This window comes from Limnohabitans sp. Rim8 (assembly GCF_943326455.1).
Taxonomy (GTDB): Bacteria; Pseudomonadota; Gammaproteobacteria; order Burkholderiales; family Burkholderiaceae_C; genus Limnohabitans_A.
In genome coordinates this window covers 57,455-73,453 of record NZ_CALPTI020000008.1, presented here as the reverse complement: position 1 = coordinate 73,453, position 15,999 = coordinate 57,455, and the positions used below count along the sequence as shown (strand labels likewise).

Sequence of the window (15,999 nt, the reverse complement as noted above, 5' to 3'; positions counted from 1 at the left end):
CGTTTGCGGCTCTTTTATGCTGGGGTTTTCTTTTCACACCAGGAGCCAACCATGTACCAACGCATTCTTGTCGCCACCGATGGCTCGGCATTGTCCAAAAAAGCCGTGGCCAGCGCCATTCAACTGGCATCCACCTGCGCCGCTGAGTTGATCGCGCTCAAAGTGGTTCCACGCTACCCGCAGACTTACTTCGAGGGCAGCATTCCCCTGTCTGTCGAGGAAATTTCGCGGGTCGAAAAGCAATGGACAGAGGCCGCTCAGGCCCAATTGGCCACGGTGGAAAAATCGGCCAAAGTCAAAAGCGTTCCCATCAAGTCGCTGGTGATCAAGTCCGATGTGGTGTCGGATGCCATCATTGCCGCCGCCAAAAAACAAAAAGCAGACCTGATCGTGATGGCCTCACACGGTCGCAAGGGGATCAAGCGACTGCTGTTGGGAAGTGAAACCCAACAAGTGCTGACCCACTCGCACGTGCCTGTGTTAGTCTTGCGCTAAGGCGGGGGTTGGGGACGGACAGGTCAAGCTGTCCTGTATCAGGATGCGAAAAGACCCTTGTATTGATCACGCAAGAGGTTTTTTTGCACCTTGCCCATGGTGTTGCGCGGCAACTCGGGCACCACAAAACAGCGCTTGGGGATCTTGAAATTCGCCAGCTTGGCCTTGAGTTCGGCCAGAACGGACTCAGGCTTCACCGATGCGCCGGTCTTGAGCGTGACCACGGCCACCCCCACCTCGCCAAAGTCAGGGTGTGGCACGCCCACCACGGCGCTTTCAGCCACGCCCTTCATGTCGTTGATGTAGCCTTCGATTTCGGCCGGGTACACGTTGTAACCGCCGCTGATGATCAGGTCTTTGCTGCGGCCCACGATGGTCACGTAACCGCGCTCGTCCACTTTGCCCACATCGCCTGTCTTGAAAAAGCCGTCAGCGGTGAACTCTTCGGCAGTTTTTTCGGGCATGCGCCAATAGCCCTTGAACACATTCGGCCCCTTGACCTGAATGGCTCCGATCTCACCCACGGGCAGCTGCTTCCCATCGTCACCATGAACGCGCAGGTCAACACCGGGCAAAGGAAAACCAACGGTACCGCCGCGTCGCTCAGATTGCTTGGCGTAGCGCTTGTCTGCCGCATAGGGGTTGGAGGTCAACATCGCGGTTTCGCTCATGCCATAGCGCTCCACAATGGTGTGGCCCGTGCGCTGCTGCCACTCGGTGAAGGTCTCGATCAGCAGGGGCGCCGACCCGGCTACGAACAAACGCATGTTTTGAACAGCTGCCTGGGTCAAAGAAGGTTCAGCCAGCATGCGCACATACAGCGTGGGCACGCCCATGAACACTGTGGCCTGGCTCATGAAGCCAATGGCCCGCTTGGGGTCAAACTTGGCCATCCAAATCATCTTGCTGCCGTTGATCAGCGCACCATGGATGGCCACAAACAAACCGTGCACATGGAAGATGGGCAAGGCATGGATGAGCACATCCCCCTGGCCTGTAGGCCCTCCGGTTGCCGTCCAGCCCCAGTAGTCCTTGAGTGTCAGCGCATTGCTGAGCATGTTGCCGTGCGTGAGCATGGCCCCCTTGCTTCGCCCGGTGGTACCGCTGGTGTACAAAATGGCCGCCAGATCGTCTGCGTGGCGTTGCACCGGGGTGTGCCGGTCACTTTGCAAAGCCGCGCGGTCAAGCAAGCTACCGGTTCGGTCTTCGTTCAGGGTGAAGACATGCTGCGTACCCGCCTTGAAGGCGATCTTGCTGACCCAGCCAAAATTGACACCACTGCAGACCACCACAGCAGGCTCAGCATTGCCAATGAAGTACTCGATTTCAGCGCTTTGGTAGGCGGTGTTCAAGGGCAAGAACACATAACCCGCACGCAAAGTGGCCAAATACAAAATCAAGGCTTCGACGGATTTTTCGACCTGCACGGCCACCCGGCTGCCCTCCGGCAAGTCAAGGGATTGCAGCAAGTTGGCCACCATGGCGGTGGACCGTTCCAAATCCAACCAACTGTATTCAAGACCTTCATCGGTCTGAACAGCCACCGTTTTCAGATCAGATGGAAACGATGCCCTGAGGGCAGAAAACAGATTGTCTTGGGTCATGATGGCAAAAATCAAACGTGAAAAAGGGCCTGATCACAGGCCCGGAGAACTCAGACCAAAGCTCAATCGAGTTTGGCGCCCGATGCCTTCACCACTTGGGACCACTTGGCCAATTCTTTTTTGATGAAAGCTTCGAACTGAGCGCCCGTGAGGTTGGGAAATTCAGCGCCTTGGTTGGCCCACACGGCTTTGGCTTCGTCGGTCTGGCAGGCACGGCGGAACTCTTCGATCGCTTTGGCCTGTGCGTCTGGGGTGGTGCCTCTAGGGGCCCATACACCGTACCAAGTAGAGACCGTGTAATCGGGCAAACCCAACTCGGTCGAACAAGGCACATCTGGGAAAGCCGCATTGCGCTTGGTGCCAGAGACCATCAGGGCCTTGATGCGCCCACCCTTGATGTGGGCAGCCGAGGACCCGAGTCCATCGAACATCATGTCCACGTTGCCCGCAATCAGGTCTTGCAAGGCGGGCCCTGCGCCACGGTATGGGATGTGGGTGATGAAGGTTTTGGTCTGCAGCTTGAACAACTCACCGGCCAAATGGTGCGATGTTCCGCCACCAGCAGAGCCGTAGTTCAGACGGCCAGGGTTCTTTTTGAGCATTTCCAGAAATGATTTGAAATCTGGCGAGGTGATTTTCTTGGGGTTGACCACCAAAACCTGAGGCACAGCCGCCACTTGAATCAAGGGAATCAGATCGCGCTCCAGATCGTAATCAAGGCGTGGGTACATGCTGGGTGCGATGGTGTGGTGCACGGCCCCCATGAAGTAGTTGTAACCATCGGGCGTCGCTTTGGCAGCGATGCCAGCGCCCAAAGTACCGCCCGCACCACCGCGGTTGTCAATGATCATTTGCCGGCCAGTCAGCTTGGCAAATGCAGCAGACATGGGGCGCGCAAAGGCGTCGGTGCCTCCGCCTGCGGGAAAAGGAACAATCATGTTGATCGGCTTCGTCGGCCATGCGCCCTGGGCTTGAGCCCACATGGGCAGGGAGCCGGCGGCGACTGAGACGACTTTCAAAAAATCGCGTCGTTGGCGCAAAGTGATGCTTGTTTTCATTGTGAGTCTCCTGATGATGGTAGGCGCATCATAAAGACTGCAACGCACTCCAAATGAATCAAGGTGTTCAGCAAGACCTAGGGTTTTCCAGTAGATTGGCCGTCTTCTGACACCTGAGTGATGCCCCAAAGACACCCAGATACTTGGTAAAGGTGTTCATAAAGTAGCAAGCCTTTGGATAGCCTTTGAGAAACTTTGTGCAGGTTCAAACACGTCAAACGTCACCGCTTGCAAGCCGCAAGCCTTGGCGCCTTCGATGTTGCGTGCTTGATCATCCACAAACACCGCGTGCTCAGCCTGCACCCCCAAGGCCTGCAAACACGCCTGGTAAGCGCGTGGGTCGGGCTTGAGGATTTGGGTGTAAGTGGCGTCCACAATCACGTCAAACCGCTGGAGCAAGGGAAAAGGCGCGCGAAAATCCGCGCCATAAAACAGATCCAGCTCATTGGACAAAATGCCCAGCTTGTAGCCCAGCGCCTTGGCCTGGTGGATGACCGCCACTGCTTCGGGCCGGATCACGGCCTGTACATCCGCCCCTCGAGCGCGCCGCACAAAGGTCTGCATCTCGGTCCATTCTTCGCCCAACAAGCGACCGACCTCGCGGGTGCGTTGCATCCAGTAATCGCGTTCACTGATTTGATCGGCCTGCATGGCTTGCCAGAGCGCATCGGTTTCAGGGGCAAACGGGCCTTCCCAGGTGAGCGTGCCGGCAGGCAGGCCCAAAGCGGCTTCACTCAAGGCGTGGGTTTCAAACAGGGTGCGGCTGATCACGCCGCCAAAGTCCAGAATCAGGGCCTTGTCTTCAGGTCTCAGCGCATCAGACATGGATCGCTTTCATGCCCGCACAGGCATCAACAGCCCTTTGTCCAGCCAATCGTCAAACACTGCAAGCACCTGCTGCACAAAAGCAGCATCGTTGATGTGCGCGTCGATGCGCGAGACTTCAGTCAAACCCCAATCGCATTGCGCCATTTCATCCATCATGGCCGCCAGGCCTTCTGGATCGTGCAGTGGTGCACCGGCCCGGTCCCACTCTTGAATGCCTTGCAATGGCAACACCAAGTGCACCGGGCCTTGTGCCCGGCGCAGGCGGCTGGCCAACTCGCGGGCAAACTCCCGGCGCATGTCGGCATCAATGCCCACCGAAGCGATCAGGCGGTTGTGGTCGTGCGAGGGTCGCCCGGCAAAGCGCTCGGGCATCTGACCCCATGCGGGGTAATCCACCAAATCGGTCGCCCCGGGGGCGACGATCATCGGCACGCCTTTGCCGCCCGCGCCCATCAGGCGGTCGGGGCCTGCGCTCACCACGGAGCCGCCCATCTGGTTGACCAGCTCTTGCAGACTGAAGTCCATCACGCAGGCGAACTGCCCCTGTGCTGCCAGCAATTCAAACGCCCTGCCCCCCATGCCCGTGGTATGGAACACCGCCAGATCAAACCCACGCTTGTCCAGCTCGGGCTGCAGTTGCACCATGTATTTCAGGCAACTCGAGCCCAAAGACGTCATGCCCACCACCGGCCGGTCAAAGCGCGGCACACGCGCCACGCGGCAGGCTCCCACCACGGCGCCTGCGGCTTGCGCCAATGCCGACTGGCACAGGCTGTTGAGGCCATACAAGCCTCCGGCCCAGAGCACCATCATCAAATCGGGCGGCATGCGATCGGGTGGCAACAGGGGCGAAAACGCCACGGTGGACAACACCACCTTGGGCACGCCCAACGGCAAACTGCTGGCCACGTCCAGCGCCAGGTCGGTGCCCATGGTGCCGCCAAGCACCAGCAAGCCGTCCATGCGGCCTTCGCGCTGCAGTTGGGCAGCCAAGCGGCTCGCGCCCAGGGCCATCAAGGCCATGGCGCTGTTTTCGTCGCCGCTGTCCATCACCTGCTGCAGCGTCACGCCCGCTGCTGCGGCCACAGCGGTGTTGGCCATGTCCGGGACCACCTGCCCTTTGGCCAGCACACCCACGTCCATGATCAATGCTCGGCCCCCTGCGGCCTGGACCTGCTCTCGCATGAAGCCGATTTCGTCGCTCTTGGTGTCGACGGTGCCGACGATCAGGATGACGGGGCTCTTCATGCGCGGCCCTCCTGCACAGCGGCAAACGCGCCTTCGAGCACGTCGCACATGAAGTCGATCTCTTCTCGGGTGATGATCAGCGGCGGCGACAGGATCAGGTTGGGGCCGGAGATGCGCACCATCAGACCCGCCTTGTAGGCGGCTTTAGCCACCCGCGCCGGGATGTCACTGGTGCGGGTCATGGGCGTGCGTTTGGCCTTGTCGCTCACCATTTCGATGCCCAGCATCAGGCCCACACCGCGCACATCACCCACAAAGCTGCAGGTGTCCACCAGCTTGCGCAAGCGGGTCTGCAGGTGCTCACCCACTCGGGCGGCATGGCCGGGGATGTCCAGCGCCTCGATCTGGTCGAGTGTGGCCAGCGCCGCAGCGGCTGCGACCGGGTGCGCGCTGTAGGTGTAGCCGTGCGAGACCGAGGCCGTGCCCGTGGTGTCGGCGTCAAACACGTCGGCAATGCGGTGGTTGATGGCTGTGGCCCCCAGCGGGATATAGCCCGAAGAAATGCCCTTGGCCAGGCACCACATGTCGGCATTCACACCCCACAGGCGTGTGCCAAACAGCTCGCCACTGCGACCAAAACCGGTCACCACCTCGTCGGCGATCAAGAGCACGCCGTACTTGTCGCAAATCTGGCGCACCAGCGGCCAGTAGTTGGGCGGCGGCACGATCACACCGCCCGCACCTTGCACCGGCTCGGCAATGAAAGCCGCCACCGTGTCCGGCCCCTGAAACACGATTTCGCGCTCCAGCAACTCAGCGCAGATTTCGCCCAGGCGGATCGGGTCATCGGTGTAGGGGTTGTGGTACGCCCAGGGCGTGTCGATGTGAAAGCAACCGGGCAACAGCGGCTCGTAGGCGCGGCGGAAATTGGTGTTGCCGTTCACGCTCATGCCGCCAAAGTGCACCCCGTGGTAACCCTGGCGCAGGCTGATGAACTTGTAACGGTCGGCCTGACCTTTGAGTTTCCAGTACTGGCGCGCCACTTTCAGGGCACCTTCTACCGCGTCAGAGCCGCCAGTAGAAAACATCACCGTGGCCACGCCCTCGGGTTGCATCAACTGCACCAGACGTTTGGACAGCTCGATCGCCCGCACATGGGTGGTGCCGCGGAACACGTTGTAAAAAGGCAGCTCGTCCATCTGCGCCACGATGGCGTCGCGCACGGGCTTGTTGCTGTGGCCCAGGTTGCAGGCCCACAGGCCACCAACGCCGTCAAGCATCTTGTGACCGTCCACGTCCCAGATCCAGCAGCCCGCACCTTTGGCGATGATGTCGGGCGCGGATTTCTTCATCGCCCCCGGGTGGGCCATGGGATGCCAGAGATATTGCGCGTTGTCGGCCTTGAGCTGGTCGTTGTTCATGTCATTTACTTTCAAAAATCAAAGCTGAATCCAGGCCGTTTTCAGGTCCAGGTATTTGTCCAGGGCGTGCATCGATTTATCGTGTCCATTGCCCGACTGGCGCACGCCGCCAAGTGGCACGGTGATGTCGGGTCCGCCGTAGGTGTTGACGTGCACCACCCCGGCCTTGATGGCGCGCACCATGCGGTGGGCACGCGACAGACTCCCCGTCCACACGGCCGACGCCAGGCCATAGGTCGAATCGTTGGCCAGACGCACCGCATCGGCTTCGTCGTCAAAAGGCATGGCCGCCAGCACCGGGCCAAAGACTTCTTCGCGTGCCAAGTTCATGTCGGGTGTCACACCGTCGAACAAGGCAGGCGCCATGTAGCTGCCGCCCGCCACGGGCTGCAAAGCTTGGCCGCCCACCCGCAGGCGCGCGCCCTGCTGCTGCGCGGTCTGCACCGCTGCCAAATTTTTGGCAAGTTGCCTGGCGCTGCTGACCGCGCCGATCTCTGTGTTGACATCCAGCGGATCGCCCACACGCAAACTGGCAGCGATTTTTTGCAGCCGTTCCACGAATTCATCGTGTACCGAACGTTGCACCAAAAGCCGAGAGCCCGCCACACACACCTGACCGCTGTTGCGGAAGATGCCCATGGCCGACACTTTGGCGGCTTGCGCTAGGTCGATCGCATCGTCAAAAACAATGTTGGGCGACTTGCCGCCCAGTTCCAGGTACACCCGTTTCAGGTTGGACTCGGCCGAAGCCTTGAGCAGCAAACGCCCCACAGGGCCCGAGCCAGTGAAGGTCAAGATGTCCACATCCATGTGTCGCGCCAGTGCCTCCCCCGCCTCAGCGCCTGTGCCGGTGACCACATTGAGCACTCCCGGCGGCAAACCTGCTTCCAGACACAGCTGCGCGAGTAGCAACAAAGACAGCGAGGCATCTTCGGACGACTTGAGCACCACCGAGTTGCCTGCAGCCAAAGCGGGCGCGATCTTCCAAGCACCGATCATCAGCGGAAAGTTCCACGGCACGATGGCCCCGACAACGCCGACCGCCTCCTTGTGGATCAAGCCCAGCGTGCCTTCTGGTGTGGGGGCGATCTCGCCATTGATCTTGTCCACGCACTCGGCGTAGTAGCGGAAGGTGCCCGCCGCGCTGCCCGGCTCGGCCTTCCAGGCCATGGCAATTTCGGTGCCGTTGTCGCGCACGCCCAGCACCGCCAGTTCGGCATGGCGGGCTTCGATGCAGTCAGCGATGCGGTGCAGAATTTTCTTGCGCTCGGCTGGCGCCATGCGCGACCACACGCCCTGCTCGAAGCTGCGGCGGGCGGCCTGAACAGCGCGGTCGACATCGGCCTGTCCAGCAGCCGCGATGGTGCAGAGCTGTTGTCCGTCGATGGGTGAAATCACGGGGACCGTCTGGCCGGAGGTCGCAGCGGCCCACTGCCCGTCGATCATCAGTCCTTGGTCGGGAATGGGCAGGTGGCGCAGGGCGTCGATCTGTTCCTGTTTCATGAAGCGCTTTCAGTCGGGCACATGCAGCACGATGCCATCGAGCGCGCTGGACGCGATCAGCTGGCAACTCAAACGGCTGCCCGCTTGGCGTGGCGCTATGACGATGTCGAGCATGGCGTTTTCCACCTCTTCCATGGGCGGGCAAGCGGCCAGCCAGGCGTCATCCAAATAGACATGACAAGTGGCGCACGACAGGCAGCCACCGCATTCTCCTGCAATGCCGGGAATGCCGTTCATCTGCGCGGCGTCCATCAGGTTGGTGCCTTCGTTGACGTCATCGCTCACGCGATCGCCATTGCTCATGATCCAGTGCACTTGGGGCATGGGGTTTGTTCTTTCAGATCAGATGAATCGGATGTAGTAATCGCGCAGCGCATCGCCTTCCAGGCCTGCCGTGCGTTCAATCTCGTGGCGCTTGATGCCCACATGGTTGGCCACCAAGCCTTCGCCCAGGGCCTGGGTCAGGGCCGTGTCGGCTTCGAGCGCATCCAGGGCACCGCCCAAAGTTTCTGCCACGCTCTGGGTAGCGTCCTTGTTTTCGAGGCAGTCGCCCGTCTCTGCGGGTTGCAGCGGGTAGGCGTTGGCCACGCCCAAGCGGGCGGCCTGCAACACTGCCGCAGTGTGCGTGTAGGGGTTGGCCGCAGCGTCGCCCATGCGGTGCTCAATGCGAGCGCCCGCACCGCTTTCAGCCGACAAGCGCACGGTGACGCCCCGATGGTCCACCGCCCAGTTTTTCCAAAAGCCAGACAGGCTGGCCGGTTGCAGGCGTTGGTAAGAGTTGGCGCACGGCGCCAATAAGCCCGCCAGCGCCTGGTGGTGGTGCATCAGCCCGGCGGTGCAGCCCAGTGTGATTGCGTTGAACTGGCTGGCATCGTGCCCGCCCGAAATCGCGTTGTGGCCTTGACCGTCACGCAGGCTGAAGTTGATGTGCACCCCGCTGCCCCCGACCGTGAGGATGGGCTTGGGCATGAAGGTCAAAACGATGCCGTGCTGGAAAGCGACTTCGCGCGCCAGCAGGCGAAACAAGAAGATGTCGTCCACCGCCTTCACGGCACGGTCGTAGGTCAGCGTGAATTCGAACTGCGGCGCGTCGTATTCGGTGTTCATGCTGTCGATGCGAAAGCCCGCGGCCGTGGCTTTTTCCCAAAGGGCGTCGGTGAAACCCCTCGGGTCGGAGAAGGGACCAGTTGAATACACATGGGCCGCAGGCGTGTCGTAGGGTTTGAGCGAGCCGTCGGGCTCGATCTGGAAAGCAAAGGCTTCGAGCTCAATGCCCACCATCGGGTCGTAACCCATGGCCTGCCAGTCGGCCACGGCGCGTTTCAAAGCACTGCGCCCGCACATGGGCAGGGGCGTGCCATCGTTGGCTTTGAGATCGCCAATAGCCACCTGGGTGAAGGGCTGCCAGCCCGGGCGAATGTCTTCGGCGGTGTAAGCCGCCTCCATGTCAGGCAGGCCTTCCATGACCATCGCGCCTGGGGCCGGAATCAGCTCTTTTTCGTAAGTGACGCCAAAAGTGCCTCTGCAAAAACGGGCACCGCCGCCCTGACCGGGTTTGAGCGTTATGTACTTGCCCCGCGCGATGGCCAGGTGGTCGCAATACAGCACCCGCAGGCGTTCTTGAACATTGGACATGGTGTTTCCTTTCAGATGAGGTGCATGCGCACGGGCAAACGCTTGATGCCCGAGACAAAGTTGGAACGTAAAAAAGCGTGCGGTGCGGTCTGCTCGATGCGGTCCACCCGCTTGATCAACTCCTGCAGCAAAACTCGCAACTCCAGCCGCGCCAGCCACATGCCCAGGCAGGCATGCGCCCCGCCCTGCCCGAACGACAGGTGGCGGTTCACGCCCCGGTTCAGGTCGACAGTGAACGGCTGGTCAAAAGCCCGCTCGTCGCGGTTGCCCGAGATGAACCAGAGCAGCACCTTGTCGCCCGCCTTGACCTGCTTGCCGTGGTACTCGAAGTCCTCGGTCGCGGTGCGGCGAAAGTGCGTGGCAGGTGAGGCCCAGCGGATGAACTCATCGGCCACGCCCTCCCAGGCGGCCTCGCCCTGCACCGCCTTGAGCTGCGCCATCAAGCCGGGCTGGTTGGCCAGTGCGTGCAAGGCGGCAGCGATCGAATAGCGAGTGGTGTCGTTGCCTGCAGCCACCAGAAGACAAAAAAAGTTACGAAATTCGGTGTCGCTGATCACATTGCCCTGGGCGTCGGGCTGGGTGATCAGGTGCAGCACGCCGCTGGTGTCACCCGCTGCGCGCTTGCGTTCCATCATCTGGGCCGCGTAGTCGAACAGGTCAGCCCCGGCGGGTGAGCGAAACGGCATGAAGCGGTAGGCCTCGGTGTCCATCTTGTCGACCACATGGCTGGTGAAATCGCTGTCGGTGTTGGCCATGAGTGCGTCACCCTTGTCCACCAGCCAGTCCAGGTCCTCCTCGGGCAGGCCCGCGATGCGCCCGAGCATGCGCATGGGCAACTGGCGGGCGATCTGGTGCGTGGCGTCAAACTCGCCTTGGCCAAGGGCCTGGTCAAGGATGCCCACACAGAGTTCACGGATCTGGTCTTCGTACAAGGCCATCATGGGCTTGGAGAACGCCTTGGCCACCAGCATGCGGGTGCGGGTGTGCTCGGGCGGGTCGGTTTCTTGAAAGGTGCGCCGCGCCATGTACTCCTCATGCGACTGGTCTTCCATGCGGATGCCCTGCGCCGAGGACAAGCGCTGGTGATTGCGGTTGAGCTCCAGAATGTCGGCATGCCGCGTGACCGACCAGAAACCCTTGCCATCCGCCCAATCGCACCAGGCCATGGGGTCTTCATCACGCAGGCGCTTGAAGGTGTTGTGCGGCGTGCCGTTCACATAGCTGTCGTGGTCCGCCAAATCGGCGTGGCCATCGTCGGTGGGGTTCCAGACGGTCATGGGTTGGTGGTCCTTGCGTGATCAAAAAACTGCACCATCCATTGCCCAAACAAGGGCACATCGGCGGCGTTGTTCAGGCTGGTGTGGGCACGGGCCATGGTGGCGGGGTCGAGCTTGTCGGCCAGATAGCCCAGCAAAGCCTGCATGAACACCAGTGGCATTTCGGGGTGAAACTGAGTAGTCCAGATGTGCTGGCCGATCTGCATCGAGCCGATGGGGCAAAAGTCACTGCCACCCAAACACACGGCGCCTTCAGGCATGCTGGTGACCTGTTCGTTGTGGGCGGCCATCAAGGTGGTGGTGGTTTGCGGTGGGGTCATCCAGGGGCGCTGTCGATGCCAATTCGTGGGGGCGGTGCCCAGACCCCAGCCTGCGGCGTTGCGCGCCACCTGCCCGCCCAGCGCCCGGGCCACCGCCTGGTGGCCAAAGCACAGGCCAATCAGCGGCTTGCGAGCGGCATGCACGGCCCGGATGAAATCCAGCAACTGACCCACCCAATGAAGGCTGTCGTCGTTGACCGAGGCCGGACTGCCGGTGATGACGTAGCCGTCAAAGGCCTCTGGACTGGCAGGCAGCACCCCGTCCTTGACCGGCACCACCTCATAAGTCCAGTCGGGGCGAAGGGGTTGGAGCAGATGCACCACCTTTTGGCCATCATTCGGAAATTTCGCGGCAAACGCCGAGGTGTCGTCGTTGGTCAGTAAAACGGCAATGCGTCGTGTCATCGGGTCTCTTTCAGGCAGTTGTCCATGCTATGCAAAAGGCGTCTGCAGCGCTATCAAGTTTGGGCACCGAGGACCCCGGGTTTCCACGAAAAAGCGAGTGCCGCGGAAACGGGCAAACTCAGGGGCATGCATTTGTGCCGCGTTTTCTGCCTCTGATGAGCTCCCCCGTGCCCGATTCAGCATGGGTCCAGGTGCTGGACACCCAAGACATGGACCAGCACGCCCTGGCCCAGCAGGGCTGGGCACTGCAATACGAGCAGCTCTCACCCGGCCAGTTCAAGGGGCGCATTCACCAAGTGCAGCTCCCCGAGGTGACCTTACTTCGTGAAGACACCAACATTGCCTTGCGTCAGCGCGGGCGGCTTGATGACAGCGTCTATGGTTTTGCCATGGCGCTGCAGGACTCGCCAGATTTGTTTTTCAACGGTCAAAGGGTGCCGGACCACGCCATCATGTGTGGCAAGGGCGATGAAGTCGACCTGACCACCCCACCCCACTTCACCCTGATCGCCGTGGTGGTTAACCGCAGCCTGCTCAACCCGCTTTGGGAGCGCATGTACCAAAAGCCTCTGGCGCATTGGCTCGAAAAGCAGCTGGTGCTGAAAACCACCGACATCAAGGCGCAAACCCTGCGCGACCTGCAACTTACCGTCCTGGACCAGGCCAGCGCCCTTGCACACCGCCAGCACGACCCACAGGCCCTGCGCCAACTGCGCGATGAAATCTTGATGGAATGGCTAGAAGCTTTGCCTGCGAAGGTTGACACCTCCGAACTGCCCACCCTAGAGCGGCGCAAGAAACTGGTGGATCGTGCGTGTGAGCTGATGATGGGCCACGCCGACGAGCCACTGTCCATCCTCGAAGTGTGCAGCCGCGTGGGCACCAGCCGACGCAAACTCAATTACTGCTTTCAGGACGTGCTGGGCACCACGCCCATCAAGTACCTGCGCTCGCTGCGCCTGAACAGCGTGCGCCGCGCCTTGCGCCAAGCCGCGCCCGGCGTGACCATCCAGGACATTGCCTCGCACTGGGGCTTTTGGCACCTGAGCCAGTTCGCACAAGACTACCGCCACCTGTTTGGCGAGCTGCCTTCGGACACGATGCACAAGCGATGAGCAGCGCCAGCCAAACCCAGCTCACCGCCATCCTGACCATGGTCGCAGCCATGGCCTGCCTGTCAACGCAAGACACCCTGAGCAAAAAGCTGATGCTCAGCGTGGCGCCCGTCATCATCATCTGGACGCGCTACGCCCTGCAAACCGCGCTGGTCAGCGCCACGATTTGGCGCAGGCATTCGCCCGAACTGTGGCGCACACGGCAGTGGCGACTGCAACTGCTGCGCGGCGCGCTGGTCGTAAGCGGCAGCGTGTTTGGCTATGGCGCCTTACAGCGCATGCCAGTGGCCGAGTTCACCGCCATTTATTGTCTGGTACCGCTGGCCGTGACTTTTGTAGCCCGGTTTGTGATGAAGGAAAGCGTGTCCTGGCTGGGCTGGCTGTGTGTGGCAGGCGGCATGACGGGCGCCTTGTTGGTGGTGCGCCCAGGCGGTGATGTGGACCCCATGGGCGCCAGCCTGGCGATGATGGGAGTGGTTTGCTACACCGGCTTTCAGACCCTCACGGGCTACTTGGCGCGGCAGGACTCACCGCTCACCATTCAGCTGTGCACCAGCGCGCTGGGCTTTGCGCTGATGTCGGCCGCAGTGCCTTTTTTCTGGCCTGACCAGATGTCCTGGCCAGACTTGGCCCTGCTGGGCTTGGTGGCGCTGGCGGGCTCTTACGGCCAGTATTTCACGGTGCTGGCATTTTCCAAAGCGCCCGCCTCGGTCTTAACGCCTTACCTTTACTCGGCCATCGGTTTCTCTGCGCTGGGCGGTTGGTGGATGTTTGACCACCTGCCGGATGCTCTGGCCCTGTGCGGCATGGGGATGATCGCGGGCTTTGGCCTGGCGGCTGGCTGGCTGAACCAAAGAAAAGCCAAACCATGAGTACACCGCTTTTCAGCCCCAATTACCGCGAGGCCCGTGCGCGTTTTGCTCTGGCTGCCGACGCCTGTGGGGCTCAGTTGCACCGTTATGCATTGCCATTGCTGGGCGCACAGGGCGAAGAACTCGCCATGGACGTGGCCGTCCAAGGCCCGGCAGATGCCGCCCAAGTGCTGATGACCACCAGCGCGGTGCATGGCATCGAAGGCTTTTGCGGCTCAGCCATCCAGACCGGTTTGCTGCACTGTCTCTCGCTGCCGCCCGGTGTGGCCGTGGTACATGTGCATGCGGTCAACCCGCACGGATTTTCGCATGCGCGGCGGGTCAACGAGGACAACGTGGACCTCAACCGTAACTTCATTGACTTTGCCCGGCCCTTGCCGGTCAACGCCGACTATGCCGAGGTCCAAGACCTGCTGCTGCCCCCACAATGGCCGCCCAGCCCGCAAGCCACGACAGCACTGCAAGCCCAGGCCGAGGTCTGGGGCGAGCGCCGCATGCAGCGGGCCATCACCAGCGGGCAATACCAGTTTCCCCAAGGCGTTTGGTTCGGGGGTCTGACTCCCACCTGGAGTCACCGCACATTCCGGCAGGTGCTGCGAACCCATTTGGGTCAGGCCCGCCAGATCGCCTGGATCGACCTGCACACGGGCTTGGGGCCACACGGCCATGGCGAGCGAATCTTTGCTTGCACCGACAACGGCGAAACACTTCAGCGGGCCCGCCAATGGTGGGGGCCAGACATCACCTCTGTTGACACAGGCACGTCCCAAAGCGTGCCCCTGTCCGGGCCCATTCAGATGGCGATTGACGAGGAGTGCCCAGAGGCTCAATACACCGGCATTTGCCTGGAGTTTGGCACCTTGCCGCTGGCGCAGATGATCCAAGCCATGCGGGCCGACCACTGGCTGGCCCTGCACCCCGAGGCCCCGCCCGAGCAGCACCGCGCCATCCGAGCCGACATGCTGCAGGCCTTCAACCCACCGTCGTCCGAGTGGCAAAAACAAGTTTGGCAGCAAGGCCTGCAAGCGGCCCTCCAGGCGGTGCAGGGCTTGACCACACCATGCTGAACCGCATTTCTCGGGAAAACCCAGCCCAGACTTTGCAATTTTTCGATACCTTCTAAACCGTATCTTGTTCAGACTGTGGTCCTGACCCGGGGTGGCAACCGCTCCCCCTTCAACTGGACCAACAAGGACGAACCCATGATTTCACGCCGTACGATTTCCAGCCTGCTCGCGGGCCTGCTGAGCAGCCTGATGGTGCTCAGCGCCTCAGCGCAGGGCTTCCCCAATAAGATGGTCACCGTGATGGTGCCTTACCCTGCAGGCGGCCCTTCGGATGCAGTGGCCCGCCTGGTTCAGGTCGAGTACGAAAAAAGCTTGGGCCAGAAAATGATGGTGGAAAACCTGGGCGGTGTGAGCGGCGCTTTGGGCATCCAGAAGGTATTGGCGGCACCAGCTGACGGCTACTACCAGTTACTCGGCACCCCGATGGAGCTGGTGATGGCGCCGCTGGCCCTGTCAGCCGTCAAGTTCAAACCCGAGGAAGTGCGCTTGGCCAGTTTGTTGGGTCGCACCTCGATCGGCTTGGCCGTGCGCAAGGACCTGCCCGTCAACAACTTGACCGAATTCCTGGCCTGGGCCAAAGGCAAAAAGGTCAGCTACGCGAGCGTGGGTCAGGGCTCGCTTTATCACATCATGGGTGAGCGCTTCAAGACGCTGACGGGTCTGGACATGCTGCATGTGCCCTATAAAGCGGCCGTGCAAATCTACACCGATCTGGGCGGGAACACTGTTGACATGGCCTTCGTGCCGGTCGCAGGCCCCATCATCGGCATGGTCAAGGACAACCGCTTCAAGATCATCGGCATCTCCTCCACCGCGCCCCACCCACAACTGCCTGAAGCTGCCCCAATCAGCGCTCAGCGTGGCATGTCTGACTTTATTTTCGACATCTGGATCGGTTTGCAGGTGTCCAAAAATACACCTGACGCTGTGGTTCAGAAACTCAACCAGGCCATGAACGAGGCCATCAAGTCTGAGGCCTTCGTCAAAGGGATGAACACCACCGGCAGCCAAGTGCCTGCGGGCATGAGCGTGGCCGAACTGGACCGCTTCTACACCCAGGAAGTCAGCCGCTACCGCGCGCTGTTCAAGGCCGCCAACGTCGAACCACAGTGAAGCCCTGAGGGCGCAGCGCACAAGCGCTGACGCTCGCGCCACCCGGGACATGCTCACCCCTCGTGACATGCCCGGGTTTTTCATTTCTGCCCTCTTTG

General features: G+C 61.3%; 15 protein-coding genes. 5 read left to right on the top strand and 10 right to left on the bottom strand.

What is annotated here, in order from left to right; genetic code table 11:
• Window positions 1–51: 51 nt before the first annotated feature.
• Window positions 52–495, top strand: a complete 444-nt coding sequence (locus tag Q1M54_RS07665; protein WP_300555897.1) for a universal stress protein — start codon at window positions 52–54, stop codon at window positions 493–495.
• A gap of 38 nt (window positions 496–533) precedes the next feature.
• Here the strand turns inward: Q1M54_RS07665 and Q1M54_RS07660 are convergent, their stop codons facing one another.
• The 10 genes from Q1M54_RS07660 to Q1M54_RS07615 form a co-directional block, all read right to left on the bottom strand.
• Entirely contained in the window at window positions 534–2,099 is a 1,566-nt protein-coding gene (locus tag Q1M54_RS07660) for a malonyl-CoA synthase (RefSeq protein WP_300555895.1), read from the bottom strand.
• Between the two features lie 62 nt (window positions 2,100–2,161).
• Window positions 2,162–3,157 carry a tripartite tricarboxylate transporter substrate binding protein gene (locus Q1M54_RS07655; RefSeq protein WP_300555893.1) on the bottom strand — a complete coding sequence of 332 codons (996 nt, stop codon included), beginning with the start codon at window positions 3,155–3,157 and terminating at the stop codon, window positions 2,162–2,164.
• Window positions 3,158–3,313: 156 nt separating this feature from the next.
• Complete coding sequence (locus Q1M54_RS07650; protein WP_300555891.1) at window positions 3,314–3,982, bottom strand: HAD-IA family hydrolase; 669 nt, start codon at window positions 3,980–3,982, stop codon at window positions 3,314–3,316.
• 9 nt (window positions 3,983–3,991) lie between these two features.
• A complete protein-coding gene (locus Q1M54_RS07645) occupies window positions 3,992–5,233 on the bottom strand; it encodes a Tm-1-like ATP-binding domain-containing protein (protein ID WP_300555889.1) in 1,242 nt (413 codons plus the stop codon).
• Window positions 5,230–6,594, bottom strand: coding sequence for an aminotransferase class III-fold pyridoxal phosphate-dependent enzyme (locus Q1M54_RS07640; protein WP_300555887.1), 1,365 nt, complete (start codon window positions 6,592–6,594; stop codon window positions 5,230–5,232). Before Q1M54_RS07640 ends, Q1M54_RS07645 begins: the two co-directional genes overlap by 4 nt.
• 18 nt (window positions 6,595–6,612) lie before the next feature.
• Window positions 6,613–8,097 (bottom strand): aldehyde dehydrogenase family protein, encoded by a 1,485-nt coding sequence (locus Q1M54_RS07635; RefSeq protein WP_300555885.1) that lies wholly within the window; start codon window positions 8,095–8,097, stop codon window positions 6,613–6,615.
• Between the two features lie 9 nt (window positions 8,098–8,106).
• Window positions 8,107–8,421 carry a 2Fe-2S iron-sulfur cluster-binding protein gene (locus Q1M54_RS07630; RefSeq protein WP_300555883.1) on the bottom strand — a complete coding sequence of 105 codons (315 nt, stop codon included), beginning with the start codon at window positions 8,419–8,421 and terminating at the stop codon, window positions 8,107–8,109.
• Between the two features lie 18 nt (window positions 8,422–8,439).
• On the bottom strand, window positions 8,440–9,732 hold the full coding sequence (locus Q1M54_RS07625) for a glutamine synthetase family protein (RefSeq protein WP_300555881.1): 1,293 nt from the start codon (window positions 9,730–9,732) through the stop codon (window positions 8,440–8,442).
• A gap of 11 nt (window positions 9,733–9,743) precedes the next feature.
• Window positions 9,744–11,009, bottom strand: a complete 1,266-nt coding sequence (locus tag Q1M54_RS07620) for a cytochrome P450 (RefSeq protein WP_300555879.1) — start codon at window positions 11,007–11,009, stop codon at window positions 9,744–9,746.
• Complete coding sequence (locus Q1M54_RS07615) at window positions 11,006–11,734, bottom strand: type 1 glutamine amidotransferase (RefSeq protein ID WP_300555877.1); 729 nt, start codon at window positions 11,732–11,734, stop codon at window positions 11,006–11,008. Before Q1M54_RS07615 ends, Q1M54_RS07620 begins: the two co-directional genes overlap by 4 nt.
• Before the next feature lie 155 nt (window positions 11,735–11,889).
• Here Q1M54_RS07615 and Q1M54_RS07610 point away from each other — a divergent pair, with 155 nt between their 5' ends.
• From Q1M54_RS07610 to Q1M54_RS07595, 4 genes are all read left to right on the top strand, one after another.
• Complete coding sequence (locus Q1M54_RS07610; RefSeq protein ID WP_300555875.1) at window positions 11,890–12,849, top strand: helix-turn-helix domain-containing protein; 960 nt, start codon at window positions 11,890–11,892, stop codon at window positions 12,847–12,849.
• Window positions 12,846–13,721 (top strand): DMT family transporter, encoded by an 876-nt coding sequence (locus Q1M54_RS07605; RefSeq protein WP_300555873.1) that lies wholly within the window; start codon window positions 12,846–12,848, stop codon window positions 13,719–13,721. The genes Q1M54_RS07610 and Q1M54_RS07605 overlap by 4 nt, the downstream gene beginning before the upstream one ends.
• Window positions 13,718–14,788, top strand: coding sequence for a M14 family metallopeptidase (locus Q1M54_RS07600; RefSeq protein WP_300555871.1), 1,071 nt, complete (start codon window positions 13,718–13,720; stop codon window positions 14,786–14,788). The genes Q1M54_RS07605 and Q1M54_RS07600 overlap by 4 nt, the downstream gene beginning before the upstream one ends.
• Window positions 14,789–14,923: 135 nt before the next feature.
• Entirely contained in the window at window positions 14,924–15,901 is a 978-nt protein-coding gene (locus Q1M54_RS07595) for a tripartite tricarboxylate transporter substrate binding protein (protein WP_300555869.1), read from the top strand.
• The last annotated feature ends 98 nt before the right edge of the window (window positions 15,902–15,999 follow it).

Bases quoted from the DNA above. Each gene is read 5' to 3' on its own strand.
- Q1M54_RS07665 (WP_300555897.1), top strand. From the start codon at position 52: ATGTACCAACGCATTCTTGTCGCCACCGATGGCTCGGCATTGTCCAAA.
- Q1M54_RS07660 (WP_300555895.1), bottom strand. From the start codon at position 2,099: ATGACCCAAGACAATCTGTTTTCTGCCCTCAGGGCATCGTTTCCATCT.
- Q1M54_RS07655 (WP_300555893.1), bottom strand. From the start codon at position 3,157: ATGAAAACAAGCATCACTTTGCGCCAACGACGCGATTTTTTGAAAGTC.
- Q1M54_RS07650 (WP_300555891.1), bottom strand. From the start codon at position 3,982: ATGTCTGATGCGCTGAGACCTGAAGACAAGGCCCTGATTCTGGACTTT.
- Q1M54_RS07645 (WP_300555889.1), bottom strand. From the start codon at position 5,233: ATGAAGAGCCCCGTCATCCTGATCGTCGGCACCGTCGACACCAAGAGC.
- Q1M54_RS07640 (WP_300555887.1), bottom strand. From the start codon at position 6,594: ATGAACAACGACCAGCTCAAGGCCGACAACGCGCAATATCTCTGGCAT.
- Q1M54_RS07635 (WP_300555885.1), bottom strand. From the start codon at position 8,097: ATGAAACAGGAACAGATCGACGCCCTGCGCCACCTGCCCATTCCCGAC.
- Q1M54_RS07630 (WP_300555883.1), bottom strand. From the start codon at position 8,421: ATGCCCCAAGTGCACTGGATCATGAGCAATGGCGATCGCGTGAGCGAT.
- Q1M54_RS07625 (WP_300555881.1), bottom strand. From the start codon at position 9,732: ATGTCCAATGTTCAAGAACGCCTGCGGGTGCTGTATTGCGACCACCTG.
- Q1M54_RS07620 (WP_300555879.1), bottom strand. From the start codon at position 11,009: ATGACCGTCTGGAACCCCACCGACGATGGCCACGCCGATTTGGCGGAC.
- Q1M54_RS07615 (WP_300555877.1), bottom strand. From the start codon at position 11,734: ATGACACGACGCATTGCCGTTTTACTGACCAACGACGACACCTCGGCG.
- Q1M54_RS07610 (WP_300555875.1), top strand. From the start codon at position 11,890: ATGAGCTCCCCCGTGCCCGATTCAGCATGGGTCCAGGTGCTGGACACC.
- Q1M54_RS07605 (WP_300555873.1), top strand. From the start codon at position 12,846: ATGAGCAGCGCCAGCCAAACCCAGCTCACCGCCATCCTGACCATGGTC.
- Q1M54_RS07600 (WP_300555871.1), top strand. From the start codon at position 13,718: ATGAGTACACCGCTTTTCAGCCCCAATTACCGCGAGGCCCGTGCGCGT.
- Q1M54_RS07595 (WP_300555869.1), top strand. From the start codon at position 14,924: ATGATTTCACGCCGTACGATTTCCAGCCTGCTCGCGGGCCTGCTGAGC.